This is a genomic window from Streptomyces kryoterrae (assembly GCF_054072135.1).
Map to the genome: position 1 here is coordinate 8,897,714 of NZ_CM133358.1, position 19,442 is coordinate 8,917,155.

Consider the following 19,442-nt stretch of genomic DNA (forward strand, 5'->3'; position numbering starts at 1 on the left):
GTTATGCTTTCAGGGGCAGTTGAGTGAGCCGGGTCACCTGACGGTCTGCGACCACCACCACGCGGCGGCCGTCCGGCCGGGTGCGCAGAGCGATCGCCGAGGTACCTCCGGGATGCCCGATCACGAGGTCGGTATCGTCCATCGTCGTATCGGCCGTCAACGTCGCCAGTGCGACCAGGCCGGTGAGCGCGAGTCCCGGATGCCAGTGGTCGGTGGACAGCGCGCGGGCATGCATCGCACCCTGCTCGGTACGGACCAGCAGAGCCGGCTTCGGCAGCACCTCAGACTCCCCGACGCCGAGCCGGGGCGCCAACTGGGCCCGGACGTCGCGCAGGACCTGGCGGACGCCCTCCCCTGCTGCCATGAGCGCGTCCCGGCTGGTGATTCCGAGGGCCGACGCCTCCACGAAGGCATATGGGTTGCCGCTCTGCACCACCGTGACAGGCACCGGCACGCACCGGCCCGTGACATGCAGCGACAGTGGCGTCCGACCCAGCGGAAAGTCCTCGTCGGCCGGACCGGCTCCGTCGTCTGCCACGGTGGCGTTGAGCGGGAAGGCGAGCCCCGCCGTGTAGACGCCGCCGCGCCCGTCGAGCGGTGCGATCCGGCACTCCACGACCCGCGGCGATCCCGAACGGTGGGTGAGCAGCCTCAGCGGTCCGCCCTCGGGCCGGACACGGTTGCAGGCCCACAGGTGAGTGGCGGTGGCAAGCATGGAGTGCCCGCACTCCGGGGTGAGATCGAGCACCTGGCCGCTGGCCCGTTCCACGACCTGTGCGAAGACGTACTCGGCATCCACCGAAGGATCGTCGGCTGCCGGGTGAGCCAGGGCGACCTTGCTCACCTGCCGGCCGATCGTCGCGACAGCGGTCTCCAGAACGGGAAGCGGGTCGCCCAGGCGGCGGGCGCTGGCGACGACCAGCGTGGGCGCGGCGGCTCCGGCGACGCTCCACAGACCGATGTCGACACCGATCGCCCGGACCGACTCGTGGGTCAGCGTCGTCATCGACGGCCTCCGGTGGTCTGCCGCAGCCACAGCTCCAGGACGAGCAGGGACCATACGGTGTGTGCCAGTGGCTCACTGCGTCGTTCCTCGAGCTCCGCGAGCGCCTTCTCCACCTGCTTCTGGTCGAACAGGCCGCGCTGGGCGCCGGGATCCGTGAGCACCTGGCGTGCCCACTCCAGGGCCGCGCCCCCGTCCTCCAGCAGGTGTTCGGACAGCCGGAAGGTGAAGGGCTGCTTGGGCCGGTTCACGACGGACTCCGGTGCCCAGCCGTGGCGGATGGCTGCGGTGGCCAGGGGTACCTTCACGGCTCCGCCCGGTCCCAACTTGTCGGCCGTACGCAGCGAACGGCTCAGAGCTGTGACATCGTCGCGGCAGAAGGGGACGCGTGCTTCGACGGAGTGAGCGGCGCTGAGGTGGTCCACCCGCTGCAAGTGGTAGACCGGCAGCCGATGTCTGATCTCGAAGGCGGTCACCGACTCGGTGACGTCGGGATCGGACGACGGAAGGGCCCATGGCGCGTCGTCGGGCCGTCGGCGCTCGCGCAGAGTGTGCAGGGCGTCCTCCGTGTAGAGACGTCGGCGCCATTCGGCGGGAATGCCGGACAGGGCTCGGCGGTAGGCGTTCAGATCGCCGGTGCGTGCCAGTGATCGGAACCGGTCGTACCCGCCGAAGATCTCGTCGCTGGCGTCACCGGTGAGCGCCACCGGGTAGCCGGCCGCCCGCACGGCCTGGAACAGCCGGTAGGTACTGACGATGATCGGATCGGAGTTGGGCTGGCCGAGGGCGCGCACGACGTCGGGCAGCAGCTCCGGCAGATCGGATCCGCCCACGACGACCTGCTCCAACCGGGACCCGGTGGCCTTGGCAACCTGCTGGGCGAAGGGCAGTTCGTCGTAGGCCGACGGGTGGCGAGGGACGACGGTAAAGGCTGTCAGCGGCCCGCCCGCCCGTGCGGCCAGTGTGGTGACCACCGAGGAGTCGAGTCCTCCGGAGAGCACGGCGCAGTACGGCACGTCCGCCGGAAGCATCTCCGCGATCAGCTGCGGGAATCGCTCGGCGAGGTCCTCCGCCGGGTCGGTGTCCCGGCGTTGTGCGGGCGCCTCGGCCAGAGCGGTCACCGTGGGTGGCGTCTCGGGCGAGATCTCGAGCGCGTGGCCCGGTGGGAGAGAGCGCACGCCTTCGACGAGGGTGGGGTCGCCCAGTGCTCCCGGCTCGGGCACGGCGCCGTAGACCGCCTTGAGACGCAGATAGCGGTCCAGCCCGTCCAGGTCGGGCCGGACCTGCCCGCCGCGCAGCGCCAGCAGCGCCGGAATCTCGGAGGCGAAACCGAACCGGCCGCCCTCATGGAAGAAATAGAGCGGTTTGATCCCCGACCGGTCCCGGAGCAGGGTAATCCGTCGGGTGCGATGCTCGTACGCGACGATCGTGAACATGCCGTCCAACAGGTGGCCGGCGGCGACTCCGTGCCGGGCCAGAAGCGGTGCCAGGACCTCTCCGTCGCAGCGGGTGCGAAAGCGCGCACCGTCCGCGGCGAGGGAGCGGCGCAGTTCGGGTGCGTTGTAGATCTCGCCGTTGTAGAAGACCGTGAGGCCTTCGGCGGTGAACGGCTGCCACCCCTGCTCCGGATCGGAGATCGCCAGCCTGGTGCCGCCGACAAGGACTCCGTCGAAGACTCGGTGTGCATGCCCGTCCGGACCGCCGTGGTGCAGCATCCCGGCCAGTTCGTGACCGTGATGGTGCAGTTCCTCGTGGCTCAGACGGGAGTCGAGCAGGCCGAATACACGGCACATGGGCGGGGGATCCGTCCTGTCCGAAGGTCAGTGGCCGGTGAGTTCGCTGTACCGGGCGAGGAAGGCGGCCCAATCCGGCTCGGCATACCAGGTGTCGAGGGTGTCGTCGGCGGGGCAGCGCCGCTTCGCGGCAAGGTGCCTCAGGGCGTCGAGCGCGACGCCGTCCAGCCCCTGACTGGCAAGGCCCTTGGCGGCCCGGTCCAGGGCGTCGTCGACCAATGCGCCGGTGTCGACCGGTTGGAAGTGCCGGTTCAGCAGCGGCGCCTGGTAGCCGTGCAGACTGGTCAGCCGCATGTTGTGGTCGGCGAACGGACTTGCCACGTACTCGATCTCGCCTTCTTCCAGCATCAGGCCGGCGACCAGAGCGGAGTAGCCCCGGATCAGGTCGAGCCGGTTGGTGATGTCGAAGCAGGTGACCTCCTTGCGGTGATGCTGGTCGTCGCGGAAGTACATCGGCCGCCGGGTGAAGCTGCGTCGGTAGGAACGCTCGGACTTGCCGACCACTCCGTCCACCGTCCAGGGGCCCTCGCCCCGCACCGGAGTATTGGCGCTCAGCAGGATGAGAGCCGGGCCGAACCAGTCGAACTTCGCGTGCAGGTAGTCCCGGTCGAGCCGGGCTTCGACGGCGTCGGGAAAGCTCACGTTGATGTGGATGCCCCAGGTCATCATCGCCGTCTCGGCGGCGGCCCAGCCCTCGACCCCGCGGCCCCCGCGCGGGCCCTCGTACTCCTCCTGGCTCTGGTGCGCCCCGTAGGCGCTGCCGCGCAGTCCAGCCTCGGCGAGCAGGCCCTGCATCTCCTCGTAGTGCTGTACGAGGTACTCCTGCTGCTCGTACACGTCGGCGGCGATCGGGGTGCTGATCTCTATGCCCTTGACGTGCAGGTCCAGGACCTCGCCGGCGTCGTCGGCGAGGTCATAGCCCTCGAGGTAGAAGCTGCGCTGGTCGGAGCCGGGGTACTTGACCGCCATGTAGTCGTTGGAGGGCGCGTTGGACTTGGCGATGACGTCCTTCAGCAGGGGGAAGGAGAGTTCCTTCCAGTGCTGGGGCCGGCCGTCGGCGGTGACGAGCTGGTACTCGAACTCGATGCCCATTCGGTAGGTGTTCGGGTCGTATCCGGGCATGGCAACAGATCCCTTCGCAGGCAACAGGCTGTGCGGGTGGGGGTGAGGTCAGTGGGTGCTGGTGACGCTGTCGAGGAACCACTGGTGCATGGCCAGCAGCCGCTCCGCGGTCCGCCTGCGGTCGTCGCCGAGGGCCACCCCGCTGATCAGATACGAGGAGGAGGCGAGGTCGGCCGTGCCGCCCGAGGAGCGGGGCAGAGCGGTCTCGTAGTGACTGATGCCGGGCAGCGGACAGACTTCGGGGGCCGTGCCGCGTATGTCGCCGTGGTCGTAGGCGATCAGGAAGCCGCCGGTGGGTGCGGCGGCCTGGGGCACCAGGGACTCGGGGGAAGAGCCGGTCTGGTGGCGGGCTGCCAGCTCCACGAGATCGATGCCGTGCAGTCGTCGCAGCGTCGGCTGGATGCGTCCTCCGCCGATGCGACTGGCCGCCTCGTTGACGACGATCCCCTTCCCGGTGTCGAAGAACTCGATGTGGAAGGCGGTGACCGCGGGAGTGGGAAGTCCGCGCAGCGTCTCCTCGGCGAAGCGCACCACGGTCTCCCGACGCGGGTCGTCCCGGTCCAGGGTGATGGCCATGGTGGGCACCGGGCCCTCCACTATGTCGAGAAACGTCGTGGACCAGGACCAGACCTCACTGAACACGACCCGTCCCTCGACGAACACGCCGTCGCAGTGCAGGAGTTCGTGCGGAGTGAAGGTCTCGGCGAGGTGGTCGGCAAGGCTCGTCCCCTGCTCCGCGTCGAAGGCGGCGGCTTCCTGCTCGTCCTCGATCCGTCGGATGCCCCGGGACCCGGTCCCCGCGCGAGGCTTGACCAGCACGGGATAGCCCACGTCGGCGGCGAATCGCCCCAGATCGCCGGGACGTTCGAGCGGGCGATACGGGACGATCGGCAGCCCGGCCTTGTCCAGCAGCCTCTTCATGACCAGCTTGTCGCGGTAGGCCTCGGCGCTGGCGACTCCTTGGCCTTCGATGCCGAACTCGTCACGCAGCAGGGCCGCGCGCAAGACGTCGTACTCGGAGAAGGCGATGACGGTGTCGATGCCGTACGAGCGGATCCAGTCCCTGGCGGTTTCCACGACCGCCGGGTTGGTGGTGTAGTCGTCGAACTCCGCGATGTCGCGGTAGCGGGAGCGGATCGCGTCGGCCTCGGGATGCCGGTCGACGGCACGGGTGGCGCAGTTGAGCAGGAACAGCTCGTGCTCGGCGGCCATCCAGTGGTGGAATGCGGCGGACTGCAGGCGGTAGCGGTTGAGGATCAGCACTCGGCTCATCGCGCGGTCGCCTCCGTCAACGGGCTGGTGTGGATGGTCAGTTGGGCGGCGAGGACATCGGCGGCTGCCACCGCGTCCTCCCGCTCCTCGGCGAAGGCGACGACCGCAGCCCGCATCTCGTTGCCGTTGGTGATCGCGGTCAGCCGGTCACCCGGGTGCACGAAGCAGCGGGTGAGGAGATGCCGCTCCATCACCTCGGGCGACGGCGTGCCGACGTCCACGGATTCAACCAGACCTTCCGCCTCGGACAGGCAGCGGCGGACCGCGAATCCCCGCTGCTCCACGCAGAGTTCCGGGTATATGCCGTGCAGTACGTCGTACCAGGCTCGGTACAGGTCCACTCCGGTGACCGCCCGGACCATATGGCTAATGAAGACGCCCCCGATACGCCCGTTGACCTCCACGACGCGCGGGCCCGCGGTCGTCAGGCGGATCTCCGTGTGCGCCGGGCCGTTCAGCAGCCCGCAGGCGAGCACCGCCTCGGCCGCGACCCGTTCCACCGCCGTCCGGTCACCGCTTTCCAGACGCGCGGGAATCTCCGCGTCCAGTTTCAGGACTCCGGTACGACCGCCGATTCCCTTGCCGGTGACCGCCACCGTGGTCACTTCGCCCTCCGCGACGACGGCTTCCACGCTGAACTCGGGGCCGTCGAGGTACTCCTCGATAACCACGTCCGCGCCCCAGGACTCGGCGAGTGCCTCGTCCACCGCCGAGTTCAGCTCGTCCTTCCCCCGCACCACGAACACCGCGCAACTGGCCGAGCGATCCGCGGGTTTGACGACGACCGGCCAGCCGACCGACTTGGCGAAGTCCTGGGCCGTCGTCGTGTCCGGGCAAGGTGCCCACCGAGGCTGAGGTACGCCCGCCTCCTCCAGCGCGGCCCGTTGAAGCCGCTTGTTGGAGCACAGCAGACCGGACCGCTCGGTATGGCCACGCAGTTCCAGCCGCTCGTTGAGCCGACCGACGAGAGGCAATAGGTAGTCGAAGTCCGCCATCACCGCTGTCAGCGGGAATCTGGCGTGGAAATCACAGATGCGCGCCTCCAACTCCGTCACCCGGCCTGACCGGAAGGCGCCCGGCAGGCTCGGCAGCGGAAGTTGGACATCGGCGAAACCGGAGAGATCGTTGTCGGGATGATCGGCTACGACGATCTCGGCCCCGGTGCGGGCCAGCGTGCGCAGCGCCGACTCACGCTCCTTCGCGGGACGTATCACCAGGACTCGAGGGGTGTGTGACATGGTGCGTATCTCCTCCGCTGCCGCTCACAGGTACGGCAGCACTTCGGTGCTGAGCAGTTCGACCGATTCCAGGGCTTCCTCGACTGGTGCTCCCGCCCAGTGCACGCGGAGGATGATCTCCGAAGCACCGACGCGTTTGATCCACTCACGCAAGGTGAGGAGACAGTCATTCGGATCCCCGATGACGAAACGATCGCGGGACAGCTCGGTGAGCCCGGCGTCGAAGCGGTCGCCCGGGGGGAGCACGGCGTCCTGTCCCCAACTCCGGTAAACGGCGTACTTGTCAGCGAGATGACGATGCGCACGAGCCGTGGCGGTACGCCGGTCGGTCGCACAGATGATCTCCCTCATGAGGGGCACGTCGACCGGAGGAGACATTCCCGCCTCGGCACGAGTGGTCCGGAAGAGCTCCATCTGCCGTTCCACCGTGGTCATCGCCGCGTGCGGGTTGATCATCCAGGCGTCACCGAGGCGTGCGGCCCTGCGGACCGCGCTGTCGTTGTTGGCCGCCAGCCAGATCGGCGGGCGGGGCCGCTGCATGGGCAACGTGGACAACCGGGCATTGTCCAACTGGCACCAGGACAGATCCGCGTCGACCACCTCGCCTGCCCACAGCCGCGTGACAAGATCCAGATTGCGGACGAACCGCTCGACCCGACTGCCGGCGGCCACGCCGAACGCCTCGTACTCCACCTCTCGGTAGCCAAGTCCCGCGCCGAAGACCAACCGTCCTCCGCTGATGACGTCCGCCGTGGCGTATGTCTCGGCCACATCCACAGGATTCTGCAGCGCCAGCAGGCAGATGCCCGCGCCCAGCCTCATGTCCCCTGCGACAGAGGACAGGAGCCCCAGGAGGGGAAGGGGCTGTAGATGAGCCATCTCCTCACCCAGATAGTGCTGAGCGACGAAGACGGAATCCCAGCCGGCGTCCCGTACCGCCTCGACGATGCGCAAGTGATCGGTCAGTGCAGCGGACGCAGATTCGCCAGGCGCGTACTGCACCGTGAGATTCAGTCCTGACCGGACGCGTCGTTTCAACCCCTCGGTCATGGACGGTCCGCTACGCGCGACCCGTCAGGCTCCCGTGGCAACCCACACCAGATCTCAAGCATGTCCCCCGCTTCCTTGACACGGCGGAACCATCAAGCTGATGACTCAGCCCCTCGGCCGCCGGCCGACTCTCTTGCGTCATGCATCGAGCTGGAAACTTATGCGGGATGCGCGATCAGCTGTAGTGCTCTTTTCGGCCAACAAGACACTCACAGCGCACACAAAGACTGTGACTAAACGTGATCTCTATCGCGTGCGGACCGCCGCGGCGCTCAGGGGGCTGTATTGCAGGCCCATGCCTTCGTAGAGGCGAATGGCGGCGCGGTTCCAGTCGTTCACCATCAGTGCCACTGTCCCGTGCACCATCAGCGCCTCAGTGACGAGCAAGTCGCAGACCTGCCGCCCGAATCCGCGCTTGCGGGCCCTCGGATGTACGGCGACGCCGGACAAGAAGCCAACGGTCGGTGCACACCAGGCGAACGCGCCCACAGCTGCCAGTCGGCCGGCGTGGTCCCGTACTCCCGCCCACCGCTCCACTCCGGGTACCCCCGGCTTCGCGTAGGAGTTCGGGAAGCTGATTTCGACAAGTGCTTCAATCTCCGCCAGTGCGCTCGCCGGGAGCCATTCGGCGGCGCCGTCGGTGAGCGATCCGTCACCTGTGAGGCCCTGGCGGTCCATCCAGCCGAAGGTGCCGACCGGTGTCAGTCCTGGGACCTCGTGGACGAGCATGTCAATCAGGGCGCTACGACCAAGCGGCCTATAGGTAGGACCCACTTGGGCCAGCACTTGACTCACCAACTGGACCGCGGCATCGGGGGCTCCCCAAACCGCCAGCCGGTCCCGCGCCGAGAGAACCGGTCCAGCAATGGCAACCGCGCGCCGGTCCTCGCTCACCCAGGCTCGGCTGCGTCCGTCCAGGCCCTGAGCTGCCCACATGCACAGCGTGTCGCCTGCGCAGTGAGCCTTCAGGGCCCCGCAATCACTGATCTCTCTCATGCCCCGATTCTGTCGAGGGTTTCCGGAGAAGCGAGGGCCGGCCCCGCCCAGGGTGGCTTTGAACTGCCAAAGCAGGCACTCGAACATCGCAGTGTGTGCATGATCCACCTTCGGCGACACAGGTCAACTACTCATCGTGGAAGCATGGGGGAGCCTTGATCCGTCCGGAAGTAACCGCCTAGCCTCGTACTTCTCAGGTCACCGGGGCCTCCCCCTGAGTGGTGGACACGCTGATACTGGATCTGCTTGATCCGGAGGAAGCGAGAAGACCGCCGATGGCGATGAAGGACTATTCGGACGAGTTCAAGGCCGATGCCGTGGCCCTGTACGAGTCGACACCCGGGGCGATCTACAAGAGCATCGCCGCTGACCTGGGCGTCAACGGGCCACTCTGCGGGAGTGGGTGCTGCGGGACCGCGAACGACGTGGGATCACCGCCGCGGCTGCAAAGCCGACCGCCCAACGTGAGGAGGCGGTGCCGTCCGCTGATCCGGACGAGCGGGTGCGGCAGTTGGAGGCCCGGGTTGCCGAGCTCGAGGCAAGTGAGCGCAAGCTCGCCACCGAGCGGGACATCCTCCGCAAGGCGGCCAAGTATTTCGCCGGAGAGACGAACTGGTGATCAGCCGCTTCCAGTTCGTTGACGACCACCGGGACACCTACGAGGTGAAGCGGCTCTGCCAGGTCCTGGACGTGAACCGGTCCAGCTACTACAAGTGGCTCGCCGGCGCCGATGCCCGGGCCACCCGGCAGCACAAGGACCGGGTCCTGGCCGAGGAGATCCGTGAGGTCCACGGCGAGTCCGGCGGCGCCTACGGCTCCCCACGCGTGACCGCCGAGCTCCGCGCGAAAGGGCGGCGGGTCAACGAAAAGCGGGTCGCCCGGATCATGCGGACGTTCTTCATCACCGGTATCCGCCTGCGCAGACGCGTGCGCACCACCGTCGCGGACCCGGCAGCCTCACCGGTTGCGGACCTGTTCCAGCGGGACTTCACCGCCACCGAACCCGGCCTGAAATACATGGGCGACATCACGTATCTCCCGCTCGCAGGCGGGGAGTTCCTCTATCTCGCGACCGTGCTGGACTGCTTCAGCCGCAAGATCGTCGGCTGGTCCATCGCCGGCCACATGCGCACCGACCTGGTCGCCGACGCGCTGCGGATGGCGGCCTCTACCCGCGGCGGCCTGGACGCCGCCGTGTTCCACTCCGACCACGGGGCCCAGTACGGCTCCCGGGCCTTCAGGGATCTCTGCGACCAGCTCGGGGTCACCCGGTCGATGGGCGCGGTCGGCACCAGCGCGGACAACGCGGCCTGCGAAAGTTTCCACGCGTCCCTGAAGCGCGAGACCCTCCAGGGCGCCCGCGACTACGGTGACGCCGGCACCTGCAGAAAGACGGTATTTGCCTGGCTGACCCGCTACAACACCCGCCGTCGGCACTCCGCCAACGGCCACCTCAGCCCCAACGAATACGAACACCGACACCGCACCGCTAAACTCACGCTCGCCGCGTGATCAATAACCGCGTGCCCACCTTCACGGGGGAAGGCCCACCCGATCATGAAGATCAAGCGGTCATAGCCGATCACTGGTCGATCGGAACCGTAGTGGCGAGACCCGTGCTGGTCCGGATCGGTCGAGATCGGAGGTGCGGATGCCTCTACGCGGACCTTTCCGAGGACCCGCTGTCTTCAGGTGCGCGAAGCCGTGCTCGACCGGCGCCCGGACCGTGGCCAACGCCGTGTTGGACAACTTCTACCCCCGCATATTCGCCTGGGCCACCGAGCAGGTGTGAAGAGACCCGGTGGCCGCTGCCGGGGGACACCGCACCGATGGTCGGGCCATGGTGGGCTCGGCGATGAACTTCTCGGCGTGAGCGGCCCGGACGTACTTGACCGCCGTGGGGATGGGTGCGGCTCAGACACCCATCAGCCGGGCTGGCGTTCCAGATTCTGGGCACTTTCGACGGGCTGCTCAGCCGCGCTCGGCCAGCGTGAAGCAGAAGAGGGTGGTGGCCACGGTGGCGAAGACATCGTGGCCGACGACCGTACCGCCCCAGTCGCCCGAGGCTCCGATGACCTCGTGGAACCAGAGTTGTTCGCCGGTGCCCGCGTCGAAGGCGTACAGGCCCTTTCGGGCCGCGCACAGGAACAGGCCCCTTGCGGTGCCAGCAGTCGGAGCCCGGCGAGTGTCGAGCCGGCTTCCCAGCGCGCCCTGCCGGTGCGGATGTCGAGGCCGCGCAGCACCTTGTCGTCGAGGAGGCCGACGACGGTGCCCGAGCGGACGTAGCCCCGGTTTCCCCTGGCGGCGGTCCGCACCGACCAGCGGGAGTCGCCCGTCTCCGGATCGAGGTCACTGAGGCCGTCCGCGCCGCGCTGGAAGAACTGGCCGGCACAGCTCCGCACCTGCTGGAAGGCCTGGTCGACGAAGAGTGGGGGCGCCGCTACGGCCGCCCGGTCCGTCTGGGCAAGAACCCCACCCGCCCGAGACCAGGATCCTCGCCACCGGAGGTGACGCCGTCCGGCTGATCGAGCATCTCGGGCAGCACGGGCCGGAACGCCTGTCCGGTCCCCGCGTCCAGGCCCTGCGGCAGATCATGGTGCAGAACTACTACCGCGACGGGGCCGGCCGCTTGCGCTGGCACATCGCCGAGGACGGCGGCCTGCCGCCCTCGGCCGTCGCAGTCGTCTCGCCCTACGATCCGACGGCCCGCTACGCGCGCCGCGGACACGTCACCCGCTGGACAGGGTTCGTCGCGCATCTCACCGAGACCTGCGATCCCGACGGCGTCAACGTGATCACGGATGTGGCCACCACCGACGCCACCGGCTACGACGCGAAGGCTCTGCCCGGCATCCACTCCCGGCTCAAGCGCCGCGGGCTGCTGCCCGCCGAGCACCTGGTCGACGGCGGCTACACCTCCCTGGTCCATCTGGAACAGGCGGCCCGCGAACACCAGGTCACGGTCACCGGACCACTGCCGGTCAACACCACCCGCCAGAACCGCAGGAACAACGGTTTCGGCCGCGACGACTTCCACATCGACTTCGACCGCCGGCAGGTCACCTGCCCGCAGGGCGAGACCAGCGCGGGATGGCACGGTCCCTATCCGACCTCCTCGCCCACCGCGGCGCCTCTGATCGTGGCACGGTTCACCAAGAGCCAGTGCCGCCCCTGCCCGTTCCGCACCCGCTGCACGACCACCGCCGACAGCGCCCGGAGCGTGGGCTTCCCCCCGCGAGACCTCCGTGACCTGCAACTCCGCGTGCGCGCCGAGCAACAGACACCCGAATGGCGGGCCCGCTATGCGGTCCGCTCCGGAGTGGAAGGCACCGTCAACCAGCTCGCCCACGGGCACGGCATGCGCCGCTGCCGCTACCGGGGACAGCACAAGGCCCACTTACAGCACGTGTTCACAGCCATCGCCGCAAACATCGAGCGCCTCAGCCGACGGTCGCCGAGCGGAGAAGCACCTCCGCCCCGGCCGCCGACCGCCTTCCAGAACCACCTGGACCAGCACGGAACCACCCGGCCGAGGTCTTGGCGGTCCGCCAGAGACTGAGCAGACCGCCAAGATCCCCGACAGAGTCAGCGTCGGTGTTCATGGGTGCGGCCCCGTGGGCGAAGGGTTCTCTGCGGGATGGCAGGACTCCGCAGCAGACACCTTGAAGCGCTTCGGCCACGCGGCAGTGAACGGCGTGTGGTGTGTGGTCTGCGCCGGGCAGGTTGGCGTTGGTAGCCTCGGTGATCCAGTCGGGCAGCCGGGTGTCGCTCAGCGTGGTGGGCATTTCCGCGAAGGAGCTGGTCAGCTAGGCGGCGGATGCCAGCTCTGGGTAGTGGTCGAGCACGACCTTGCGGTGTACCTTCTCCTCCTCGGCGAGGGTGGCCGGGCGCCGGGTGAGCCAGCCGGTAACCTGCTGTACCGGCGGCAGTGGCGGGGCGGAAGTGAAACCTTCGGGTCGGGGCAGGCCGTGACGGGCCCAGTCGCGGACGGTGGAGTAGTGGCCGCGGAAGCCGTGAGCGGTGATCTCCCGGTAGAGGTCGAGGATCGACACCCTCCCATCGGTCTCGACCCGGCGTTGTGCCAGGTAGGGCTTGAACGGGTCTAGTTTGCTGGGGAGTTGCTGCTTGCACCCCTTGACCATGTCCTGCCAGCGGTCGGCGCGGGCGTACCGCTGAACGGTGTGCTGGTCCCAGCGCAGATGGCGGGCGATGTGGCGCAGGCCCATGTCCTGGTCGTGGAGTTCGTGGACCCGGGCATGGTGGGCGCGGCCCCGTTCGGCGAACTTGCCCGTCGGGTCGCCTGCTTCGTCGCCCTGGCCGTCCGGGCGTGGCCGAGGTGCGGGCCTGGGCTCGCGGGCGGGGCATGGACGTGCCGTGCCGGGGGCGGCTCCGTGCTGAGGTCTGGGATGCCGGGCATGCCGCCCACTCCGGCTCACGGAGGGCGTGTGCGGTTGGTGCCGTGGCGGCCTACCGGTCGTGCAGCACCTTCGGGCGGGTGACGGGGACGACGGTGAGCAGGTCGTCCAGGCCCTTGAAGTCGTCCGGGTTGGTGGTGAACAGGGGCAGGTCTTCCGCGACGGCGATGGAGGCGATCATCAGGTCGGCGATGCGGCGCCGAGGTTGGCGTCCGGCGCTGATGACGGCGGCGCAGACGCGGCCGTAGATGCGGGCGGCTTCCGCGTCGAAGGGGATGGGGTCGAACTCGTTCTCGGCGCGCTGGAGAATGTCCGTGCGGCGGGCGCGCTCGGCGTGTTCGTCGTAGTCGTTCTGCTCGGCGTTGCCGCGCACCTGGTGGGGGCCCGCGGAGAGCTCGGCCAGGGTGACGGCGGTGATGGCAAGTTCGGCGGGCAGCTCTCCGGGGTCGATCCACTTGCGCAGGATCATGACGTTGGTGTCGAGGAGCCCTTGCTGGTATGCGACGGGCTGATGCTCACCGGGCATAGAGGTCGTCCTGCTCCTGTTCGGCGGTGGCGTCCTGGTCGGCGCGGAAGGCGTCCAGGGAGACGTCGCAGGCGGTGCGGGACATGGCGGCGAACTCGCCGCGCGGGACGAAGCGCCGACGGCGGCGCAGGGGGATCAGCTCGCCGATGCGGTGACCGTCGCGGGTGACGGTGAAGGACTGGCCGCTTTGGACGGCGTCCATGATCTCTTTGGATTTGGTGCGCAGATCGCGCTGGGTGATCTCGGGCTGGGCGGTCATGGCTTCACGGTAGCCGCCTGGTGCTACAGAGTGCCACCCTGTAGCACTCTGGTGCTCCGGTGAGGCCGGCGGATCTTGCGTCTCTCAGCCCGCGGGAGCGGTTGAATACCGGTGTGGCACGGACAGTGGTGGGATTCGGCGAGGACGACCTGCGGGCGCTGGCCGGGGTCCGGTCCTTCGATCGGGGGCTGGGGTACCTGGACGCAGTGACCGGTCTGGAAGTGGAGGAGGGCTCGGTCACCGCCGTGGTGCACGGCACGGACATCTACGAGGTGGAGCTCAGCCTCGGGGGGACACCGGCATCTCCGGATGGTGCGACTGCTCGTACGGGCAGGAGGGCTGCTGAGGCGGTACGGCGAGGGTACGAGGTCCGGCCGAGCCGGTCGTACTATTCGCGGCGCGAGGGCGGAGTGGACGTGGTCGTCGACGGCTTCGGGCACGCGGTCACTGTCAGGCAGGAGTTTCCGCAGTCCACTAATCCGGAGCGCTCCGCGCGTCTCGTTGTCGAGCTTGACCATGGCCGGTCCGGCCAGTCAGGCCGGCCGGTTCGATGGCGGGACCGGAAGGACCGGGTGCTTGAGGATGCTCTGGGCTTGATTCTGGGGGAGATCGAAGTACGAGTGCTGGAGGACGCTCAGCGCAGGAAGGACGAGGAGCGGGCCGCAGCGGAGCGCGCGGTTTGCTGGCGAGCGGCTGTGGAGAAGGCGAAGGAGCGAGCAGTTCGGGATCAACTCGCCGAGGTGCTTCGCGAAGAGGCCGAACGCTGGCGGGAGGCTGCTGTGCTCGGTGAGTACTGCACGGCGCTGGAACGTCGTCTCGGTGAGCTGGGCGGTGCCATGGACGAGGCGGTTCTGGACTCGGCCCGGCGCTGGTTGGAGTGGGCGTACGGCTACGCGCGGGCGCTCGATCCGGTGACCCGCTTCCGGGGATGCCGAACACGCGTGAACCGACACCGGAGGAGCTCGAACCACATCTGAAGGGGTGGAGCCCCTATCAGCCGGAACGGCGAGGCGGACGGTGACTTGGGAGCGAGCAACGCCGATCCACCCGGGCGACGAAAGGCTCCACATCACCACCCGGCCAGTCCGAACGCCGCTACAGGGTTGCCCGGCCCACTGAGCATTCGGGTGGTCGGCTGTTGCGTTCCTGCTTCTCGGCTGGTGTGGCTACGTCGGGAGATCGCCAATATCACCGGCCGCGCGCCGTTGACCAGCCCATCGGCCACCGTGTTCAGGTTGTGTTCAGGCTCGGACGGGCCTTGGACAACCCGGGCACCGGTAGCGCCAAAGCTCTGGCAAAGGGGGCTGGGGCAACCGCCGAACCTCGTGCCATCGTGCCTGTCATGACGACAGATCACCTCACTGGGAACCGGCCTCCGCGCCACGCACGACACGTGGCGGCCTGAGTACATGTACTGACCGTCTTCTACGCGCAGGCCTTGCGGCCCGTTGGCCCCTGCCTTCGGCATCGACACCGAGCCCGCTGGCACCCTGCCGATCCCGCCGCGTGGCCGCCGGCTCTCGGCGAGGGCGCCCGTCGTTGGCAAACGGGTGTTCCGAAGCTGGCCATGAGGGCTGTTCCACTGCGGCGGGGAATCGATGGTCGGTGATGCCGGAATCGGTCGGCACATTGTGAGAGAGGAATCGCACGATGGAGCAGTCGGAGCTGGAGAGCAAGGTTCAGGCGCTGGAGACGGGTCTGGCCGTCCAGGAAGCGTCCATGGCCGGGGCGCAGGCCACGCAGGCGGCGGCGCAGGCGGGAATGACCACCACGTTCGCCGCGACGCAGACCGGGACGTGGGCGGTGATGGCTACCGGCAGTGTCGCCCTGCTGGTCGGGATCTTCCTCGGCATGGCGATCGCGAAGGACTGACAGCCGGCCCCGCCCTGCCAGGAGCCGCCTGTCTGGCTTTGCCGCCCCCGTCTGACCCCGCGGTGGCGGGGCCGGCCGGGGGCGGGCTGCCGTGGGCTTGCAGAGGATCCGCGTTTACCTCGCACGTTCCCCATGTGCCGCGGGGGACGAGCATGGCGGTCCTGTTCACTCGTTTGCCGATGGGTACAGGGCGCCCGTCGCCAGGCCGGCGTCACTGATTGTCGTGGCTGCGCCTTGACGCCTTGTTTATATCACCACATATGGGCACTCGGTGGGTGCAGACGATCTTGACGCTTTCCCAGCCCGAGGAGAGCACGAGGTGCTCCCCACGACAAGAAAAGGTGCCTTCTCATGAGCACTGCGAACCCGGTTGGCAACGCCAGCCCCCACACGCGTGAAGGTGCGGTCGATCACCGGCCGCGTCGACTGTCGACGGAGACGAAGGCGGCCTTCAAGACCACCGAGCTCTTCGTCTATCTCGCCTCGGTGGTGGCGGTGCTAATCGCCTCCATGGTCGTCGGAGACGACGACGGCCACGCTGACTACTTCCGCGCCGACAAGGCATGGATGTACATCGTGATCCTCACCGTCGGCTACATGATCAGCCGAGGCCTGGCGAAGTCCGGCAGCCGCGACCCTTACGGCGATTGAGCACCTGCTCTGCGCCACGGAGTCCCAGAGAGCTGCACCACGCAGATGGTCCCCGCGCCTCGGGCAGCGGGGACCTTTCACGTCGGCACCCGAAGCACGCTGTCCGGTCTCGAAGGGAGCCTGGGAGCCTGGGAGCGGATCCCCCTATCAAGGTCGCCGTGGCCCCATCGGCGCCGTCTGAAAGCCGGACTCTTTCAGATGGCGCCGATGGGCCACGTATCCAGGCAGGGCGTCCGCGGAGCTCAGCACCTCCTGGCCGACCATCCGTGTGTTGCTGTCAGGGGAAGCGCGCGGCTGTGTAGGCGGCTGGGGTCCTCACGTCATCTGCCGCTGCGGGGCAGGGGAAGAGGCGATTCTCCAGAGCGTCCATGCCAAAGAGAAGCGCCATCATCAGGGCGGGCATGAGCAGAGCGAGCAGGATCACAGGACCTCCCGAGGGGTGGTCGGGCTTTGCAGCCGGTGGTGCCGCTTCTCAGCGTGGATCCGAATGGCGTAGTGCGCATGTCGTGCACGGTGGCGCAGCTTGTGTTAAAGCGCGGCAGTCGGCGAGCCTCCGCGATCCTGTGCACGTACGCGACGGCAGGTCAGCCCTCTTGTCAGCCGCACGCCGAACTACGTGGTCGTTCGCTGTCAACGAGGTCGCTACCAACGCTGTCCAGCATGGTGGCGGCACCGGACGGGTCACGCTCTGGCGCGACGGAGGCCGGATTGTCTGCGATGTCACCGACAGTGGTCAAACAACCACCGACTGGTACCTCGGCTACCTGCCGCCCAGCCCCACACAACCGCCACGTCACGGCCTGTGGGCCGTGCGCCAGCTGTGCGACCTGTTGGAAGTCCAAGCCCAACAGGCCGGCACCACCGGCCGCCTGCATCTGACCCTCAACTGACAGGCGAACCCTGGCTTGCACACCAGCTTCCCCTACGAGCGATGCCCGGGCGCTCCCGTCTTGCCCTGGTTGCGGTCGGCAGTCGCGCCGCAACCGCGTTTGCGCGGCGCCCCGGCGGACTGTGCACCCCGGGCTCTCGCGTGACGTCCGCTTCTACTGCTACGGCAGTTGCCTGGCCGCTGCGGCATGTTCGCCGAGCGGGCGGGGGCCCCTGGGAAGCGTGCACGGCGCGACGATCGTCGTGCATCCGCCCGCCCGCCCGCACGGTCGGCGGGAAAGCCGTCGTCGCTGCAAGGGGCGGGATGAGATTTTCGGCACCGTCCTGTAGCGATCACGATCTGGTGGTGTTCTCCAAGGGTGCGGGCCTCCAGGACCCTGGGTGCCTCGCGTGGCTCCAGGCACGGGGTCTCCGAGCTGTGTCGTGGCGTGACGCGTGAGCCCGGATGGGCGAGGCGAGGTGATCTATCGGCTACCTAAGGGCTCGCAGAGAATCAACGTGTTGCTTCACGCATCCGGGCTCGTTCACCTGGTATGGGCATCCCTGACGCGACGCGTGATCAACTGGCTGTCAAGTTCAGGGTGTTGTTCCCGCATCTGGACGAGCGGCAGCGCCGGCTGCTGATGGGAGCCGAGGCCCGGGTCCTGGGGCACGGTGGTGTCCGAGTGGTCGCGCAGGCGGCTCAGGTCAGCGAGACCACGGTTCGCAAGGGCGTGGACGAGTTGGAGGCGGGTGAGGGACCGCTGGGGCGGGTTCGCCGTCCCGGCGGCGGGCGCAAGAAGGCCGCCGAGGTGGACCCGGGGCTGCGGCCGGCCCTGCTCGCACTGGTCGAGCCGGACGTACGCGGGGATCCGATATCGCCACTGCGCTGGACAACCAAGTCGACGAGGAAGCTTGCCGCCGAACTCACCCGCCAGGGGCACAAGGTGAGCGCGGACACGGTCGGGGACCTGCTCCGGGAGGAGGGCTTCAGCCTGCAGGCCAACGCGAAGACCATCGAGGGCGCACAACACCCGGACCGTGATGCCCAGTTCCACTACATCAACGACCAGGCCCGGGAACACATGCGTGCCGGGGACCCGGTGATCAGCGTGGACACCAAGAAGAAGGAGTTGGTCGGCGACTACAAGAACGCCGGGCGTCAGTGGCGGCCCGCGGGCGAACCCGTGCTGGTCAAAACGCATGACTTCCTGGACCGGCAGGGACCGGGCAAGGCGATCCCCTACGGCATCTACGACCTCGCGGCGAACACCGGCTGGGTCAACGTCGGCACCGACCACGACACCGCCGAATTCGCTGTCGCCTCGATCCGGCGCTGGTGGCAGGCCCGTGGCCGACACGACTACCCGCACGCCACCCGTGTTCTGATCACCGCGGACGCGGGCGGCTCCAACGGCTACCGCACCCGGGCCTGGAAGAGTGAACTGGCCGCTCTCGCCTCCGGGACGGGCCTGCAGATCACTGTCTGTCACCTACCGCCCGGGACCTCGAAGTGGAACAAGATCGAGCACCGGCTGTTCTCCCACATCACCATGAACTGGCGCGGCAGACCACTGACCAGCCATGAAGTCATCGTGGACAGCATCGCGGCGACCACCACCCGCACCGGTCTCAAAATCGAAGCCGAGCTCGACCCCGGCACCTACGACACCGGCGTGAAGGTCACCGACGCCGAGATCGACGCACTGGCAATGAACCGGCACCGCTTCCACGGCGACTGGAACTACACGCTCCGCCCCGCCGGTTCTCTCCCAGCCCCACGCCATGAGACAGAACCGGATGCCGCCATCGCCCCAACCGCCCGCCCGGCCGCGCCCCCGGACGGCGTTGACGCCCAATCTCTCCGCGACCCGGAGCTGACCGGCATGACCGCTGCCCAACTCGACACTCTGGTGCATGCGTTGCTCCCCGCGCTCGCGCAACGACGCGAGCAAACCCGCCACGAGCACCGGGGCGGCGAGCGCCGACGGAGGCGAGGTGCCGGCGCCAAGGACAAGCTCTCCGACACAGACCGCATCCTGGCCACCGTGCTCTGCCTCCGCAAGATCGGCACCCACGACCTGCTCGCCCGGCTCTTCGGCGTCACCGGAAGCACTCTCACACGGGCCGTCCAGGAAGCACGCCCGCTACTGGCCGAACACGATCACGCCATCCACCCCTCAACCGCCAGATTCCGCACCCCGACTGACGTGGCCGCCCACCTCGACCAGTACGGAACCCACTCCCTGAAGGAGATCAAACCCGCATGTTGATTCTCTGCGAGCCCTTACCTCCTGCAAGAGGCTGTCCCCCCGCAGCAGACGGCCAGGGTGCCGCCACCATGCAGCGAGCCCTCGTCCGGCGCCGACTTCACCGAC

General features: G+C 68.3%; 16 protein-coding genes and 1 pseudogene. 7 read left to right on the plus strand and 10 right to left on the minus strand.

Annotated features, from left to right (window positions below; all coding sequences use genetic code 11):
- Nucleotide 1: 1 nt before the first annotated feature.
- From ACW4TU_RS39600 to ACW4TU_RS39630, 7 genes are all read right to left on the minus strand, one after another.
- Nucleotides 2–1,006, minus strand: a complete 1,005-nt coding sequence (locus ACW4TU_RS39600) for a PrpF domain-containing protein (protein WP_457421441.1) — start codon at nt 1,004–1,006, stop codon at nt 2–4.
- Nucleotides 1,003–2,796, minus strand: a complete 1,794-nt coding sequence (gene asnB / locus ACW4TU_RS39605; RefSeq protein ID WP_457421443.1) for an asparagine synthase (glutamine-hydrolyzing) — start codon at nt 2,794–2,796, stop codon at nt 1,003–1,005. The genes ACW4TU_RS39600 and asnB overlap by 4 nt, the downstream gene beginning before the upstream one ends.
- 27 nt (nt 2,797–2,823) lie before the next feature.
- Complete coding sequence (locus ACW4TU_RS39610; RefSeq protein ID WP_457421445.1) at nt 2,824–3,918, minus strand: glutamate-cysteine ligase family protein; 1,095 nt, start codon at nt 3,916–3,918, stop codon at nt 2,824–2,826.
- A gap of 48 nt (nt 3,919–3,966) precedes the next feature.
- Entirely contained in the window at nt 3,967–5,190 is a 1,224-nt protein-coding gene (locus tag ACW4TU_RS39615) for an ATP-grasp domain-containing protein (RefSeq protein WP_457421447.1), read from the minus strand.
- Entirely contained in the window at nt 5,187–6,428 is a 1,242-nt protein-coding gene (locus tag ACW4TU_RS39620) for an ATP-grasp domain-containing protein (protein WP_457421449.1), read from the minus strand. Before ACW4TU_RS39620 ends, ACW4TU_RS39615 begins: the two co-directional genes overlap by 4 nt.
- A gap of 24 nt (nt 6,429–6,452) precedes the next feature.
- A complete protein-coding gene (locus tag ACW4TU_RS39625) occupies nt 6,453–7,382 on the minus strand; it encodes an LLM class flavin-dependent oxidoreductase (RefSeq protein ID WP_457421451.1) in 930 nt (309 codons plus the stop codon).
- Between the two features lie 342 nt (nt 7,383–7,724).
- Complete coding sequence (locus ACW4TU_RS39630) at nt 7,725–8,474, minus strand: GNAT family N-acetyltransferase (protein ID WP_457421453.1); 750 nt, start codon at nt 8,472–8,474, stop codon at nt 7,725–7,727.
- Between the two features lie 275 nt (nt 8,475–8,749).
- Between ACW4TU_RS39630 and ACW4TU_RS39635 the strand changes: the two are divergent.
- Together ACW4TU_RS39635 and ACW4TU_RS39640 are read left to right on the plus strand one after the other, a co-directional pair.
- Nucleotides 8,750–9,986, plus strand: a pseudogene (locus ACW4TU_RS39635) (IS3 family transposase).
- Between the two features lie 916 nt (nt 9,987–10,902).
- Nucleotides 10,903–12,033, plus strand: coding sequence for a transposase (locus tag ACW4TU_RS39640; protein WP_457421455.1), 1,131 nt, complete (start codon nt 10,903–10,905; stop codon nt 12,031–12,033).
- A 247-nt stretch (nt 12,034–12,280) separates the two neighbouring features.
- Here ACW4TU_RS39640 and ACW4TU_RS39645 read toward each other — a convergent pair whose 3' ends face one another.
- From ACW4TU_RS39645 to ACW4TU_RS39655, 3 genes are all read right to left on the minus strand, one after another.
- The gene (locus ACW4TU_RS39645) at nt 12,281–12,700 is read right to left on the minus strand and encodes a hypothetical protein (protein ID WP_457421457.1); all 420 of its coding nucleotides are present in this window, start codon (nt 12,698–12,700) and stop codon (nt 12,281–12,283) included.
- 241 nt (nt 12,701–12,941) lie between these two features.
- The gene (locus tag ACW4TU_RS39650; RefSeq protein WP_457421459.1) at nt 12,942–13,415 is read right to left on the minus strand and encodes a type II toxin-antitoxin system VapC family toxin; all 474 of its coding nucleotides are present in this window, start codon (nt 13,413–13,415) and stop codon (nt 12,942–12,944) included.
- Nucleotides 13,405–13,674 carry a type II toxin-antitoxin system Phd/YefM family antitoxin gene (locus ACW4TU_RS39655; RefSeq protein WP_457421461.1) on the minus strand — a complete coding sequence of 90 codons (270 nt, stop codon included), beginning with the start codon at nt 13,672–13,674 and terminating at the stop codon, nt 13,405–13,407. Before ACW4TU_RS39655 ends, ACW4TU_RS39650 begins: the two co-directional genes overlap by 11 nt.
- Before the next feature lie 59 nt (nt 13,675–13,733).
- Here ACW4TU_RS39655 and ACW4TU_RS39660 point away from each other — a divergent pair, with 59 nt between their 5' ends.
- The 5 genes from ACW4TU_RS39660 (at nt 13,734) to ACW4TU_RS39680 (ending at nt 19,337) form a co-directional block, all read left to right on the plus strand.
- The gene (locus ACW4TU_RS39660) at nt 13,734–14,651 is read left to right on the plus strand and encodes a hypothetical protein (RefSeq protein WP_457421463.1); all 918 of its coding nucleotides are present in this window, start codon (nt 13,734–13,736) and stop codon (nt 14,649–14,651) included.
- A gap of 673 nt (nt 14,652–15,324) precedes the next feature.
- On the plus strand, nt 15,325–15,546 hold the full coding sequence (locus ACW4TU_RS39665) for a hypothetical protein (RefSeq protein ID WP_457421464.1): 222 nt from the start codon (nt 15,325–15,327) through the stop codon (nt 15,544–15,546).
- 351 nt (nt 15,547–15,897) lie between these two features.
- On the plus strand, nt 15,898–16,197 hold the full coding sequence (locus ACW4TU_RS39670; protein ID WP_457421466.1) for a hypothetical protein: 300 nt from the start codon (nt 15,898–15,900) through the stop codon (nt 16,195–16,197).
- Between the two features lie 593 nt (nt 16,198–16,790).
- A complete protein-coding gene (locus ACW4TU_RS45680) occupies nt 16,791–17,087 on the plus strand; it encodes an ATP-binding protein (protein ID WP_473965361.1) in 297 nt (98 codons plus the stop codon).
- Between the two features lie 531 nt (nt 17,088–17,618).
- Nucleotides 17,619–19,337 carry an ISAzo13 family transposase gene (locus ACW4TU_RS39680; protein WP_457421470.1) on the plus strand — a complete coding sequence of 573 codons (1,719 nt, stop codon included), beginning with the start codon at nt 17,619–17,621 and terminating at the stop codon, nt 19,335–19,337.
- The last annotated feature ends 105 nt before the right edge of the window (nt 19,338–19,442 follow it).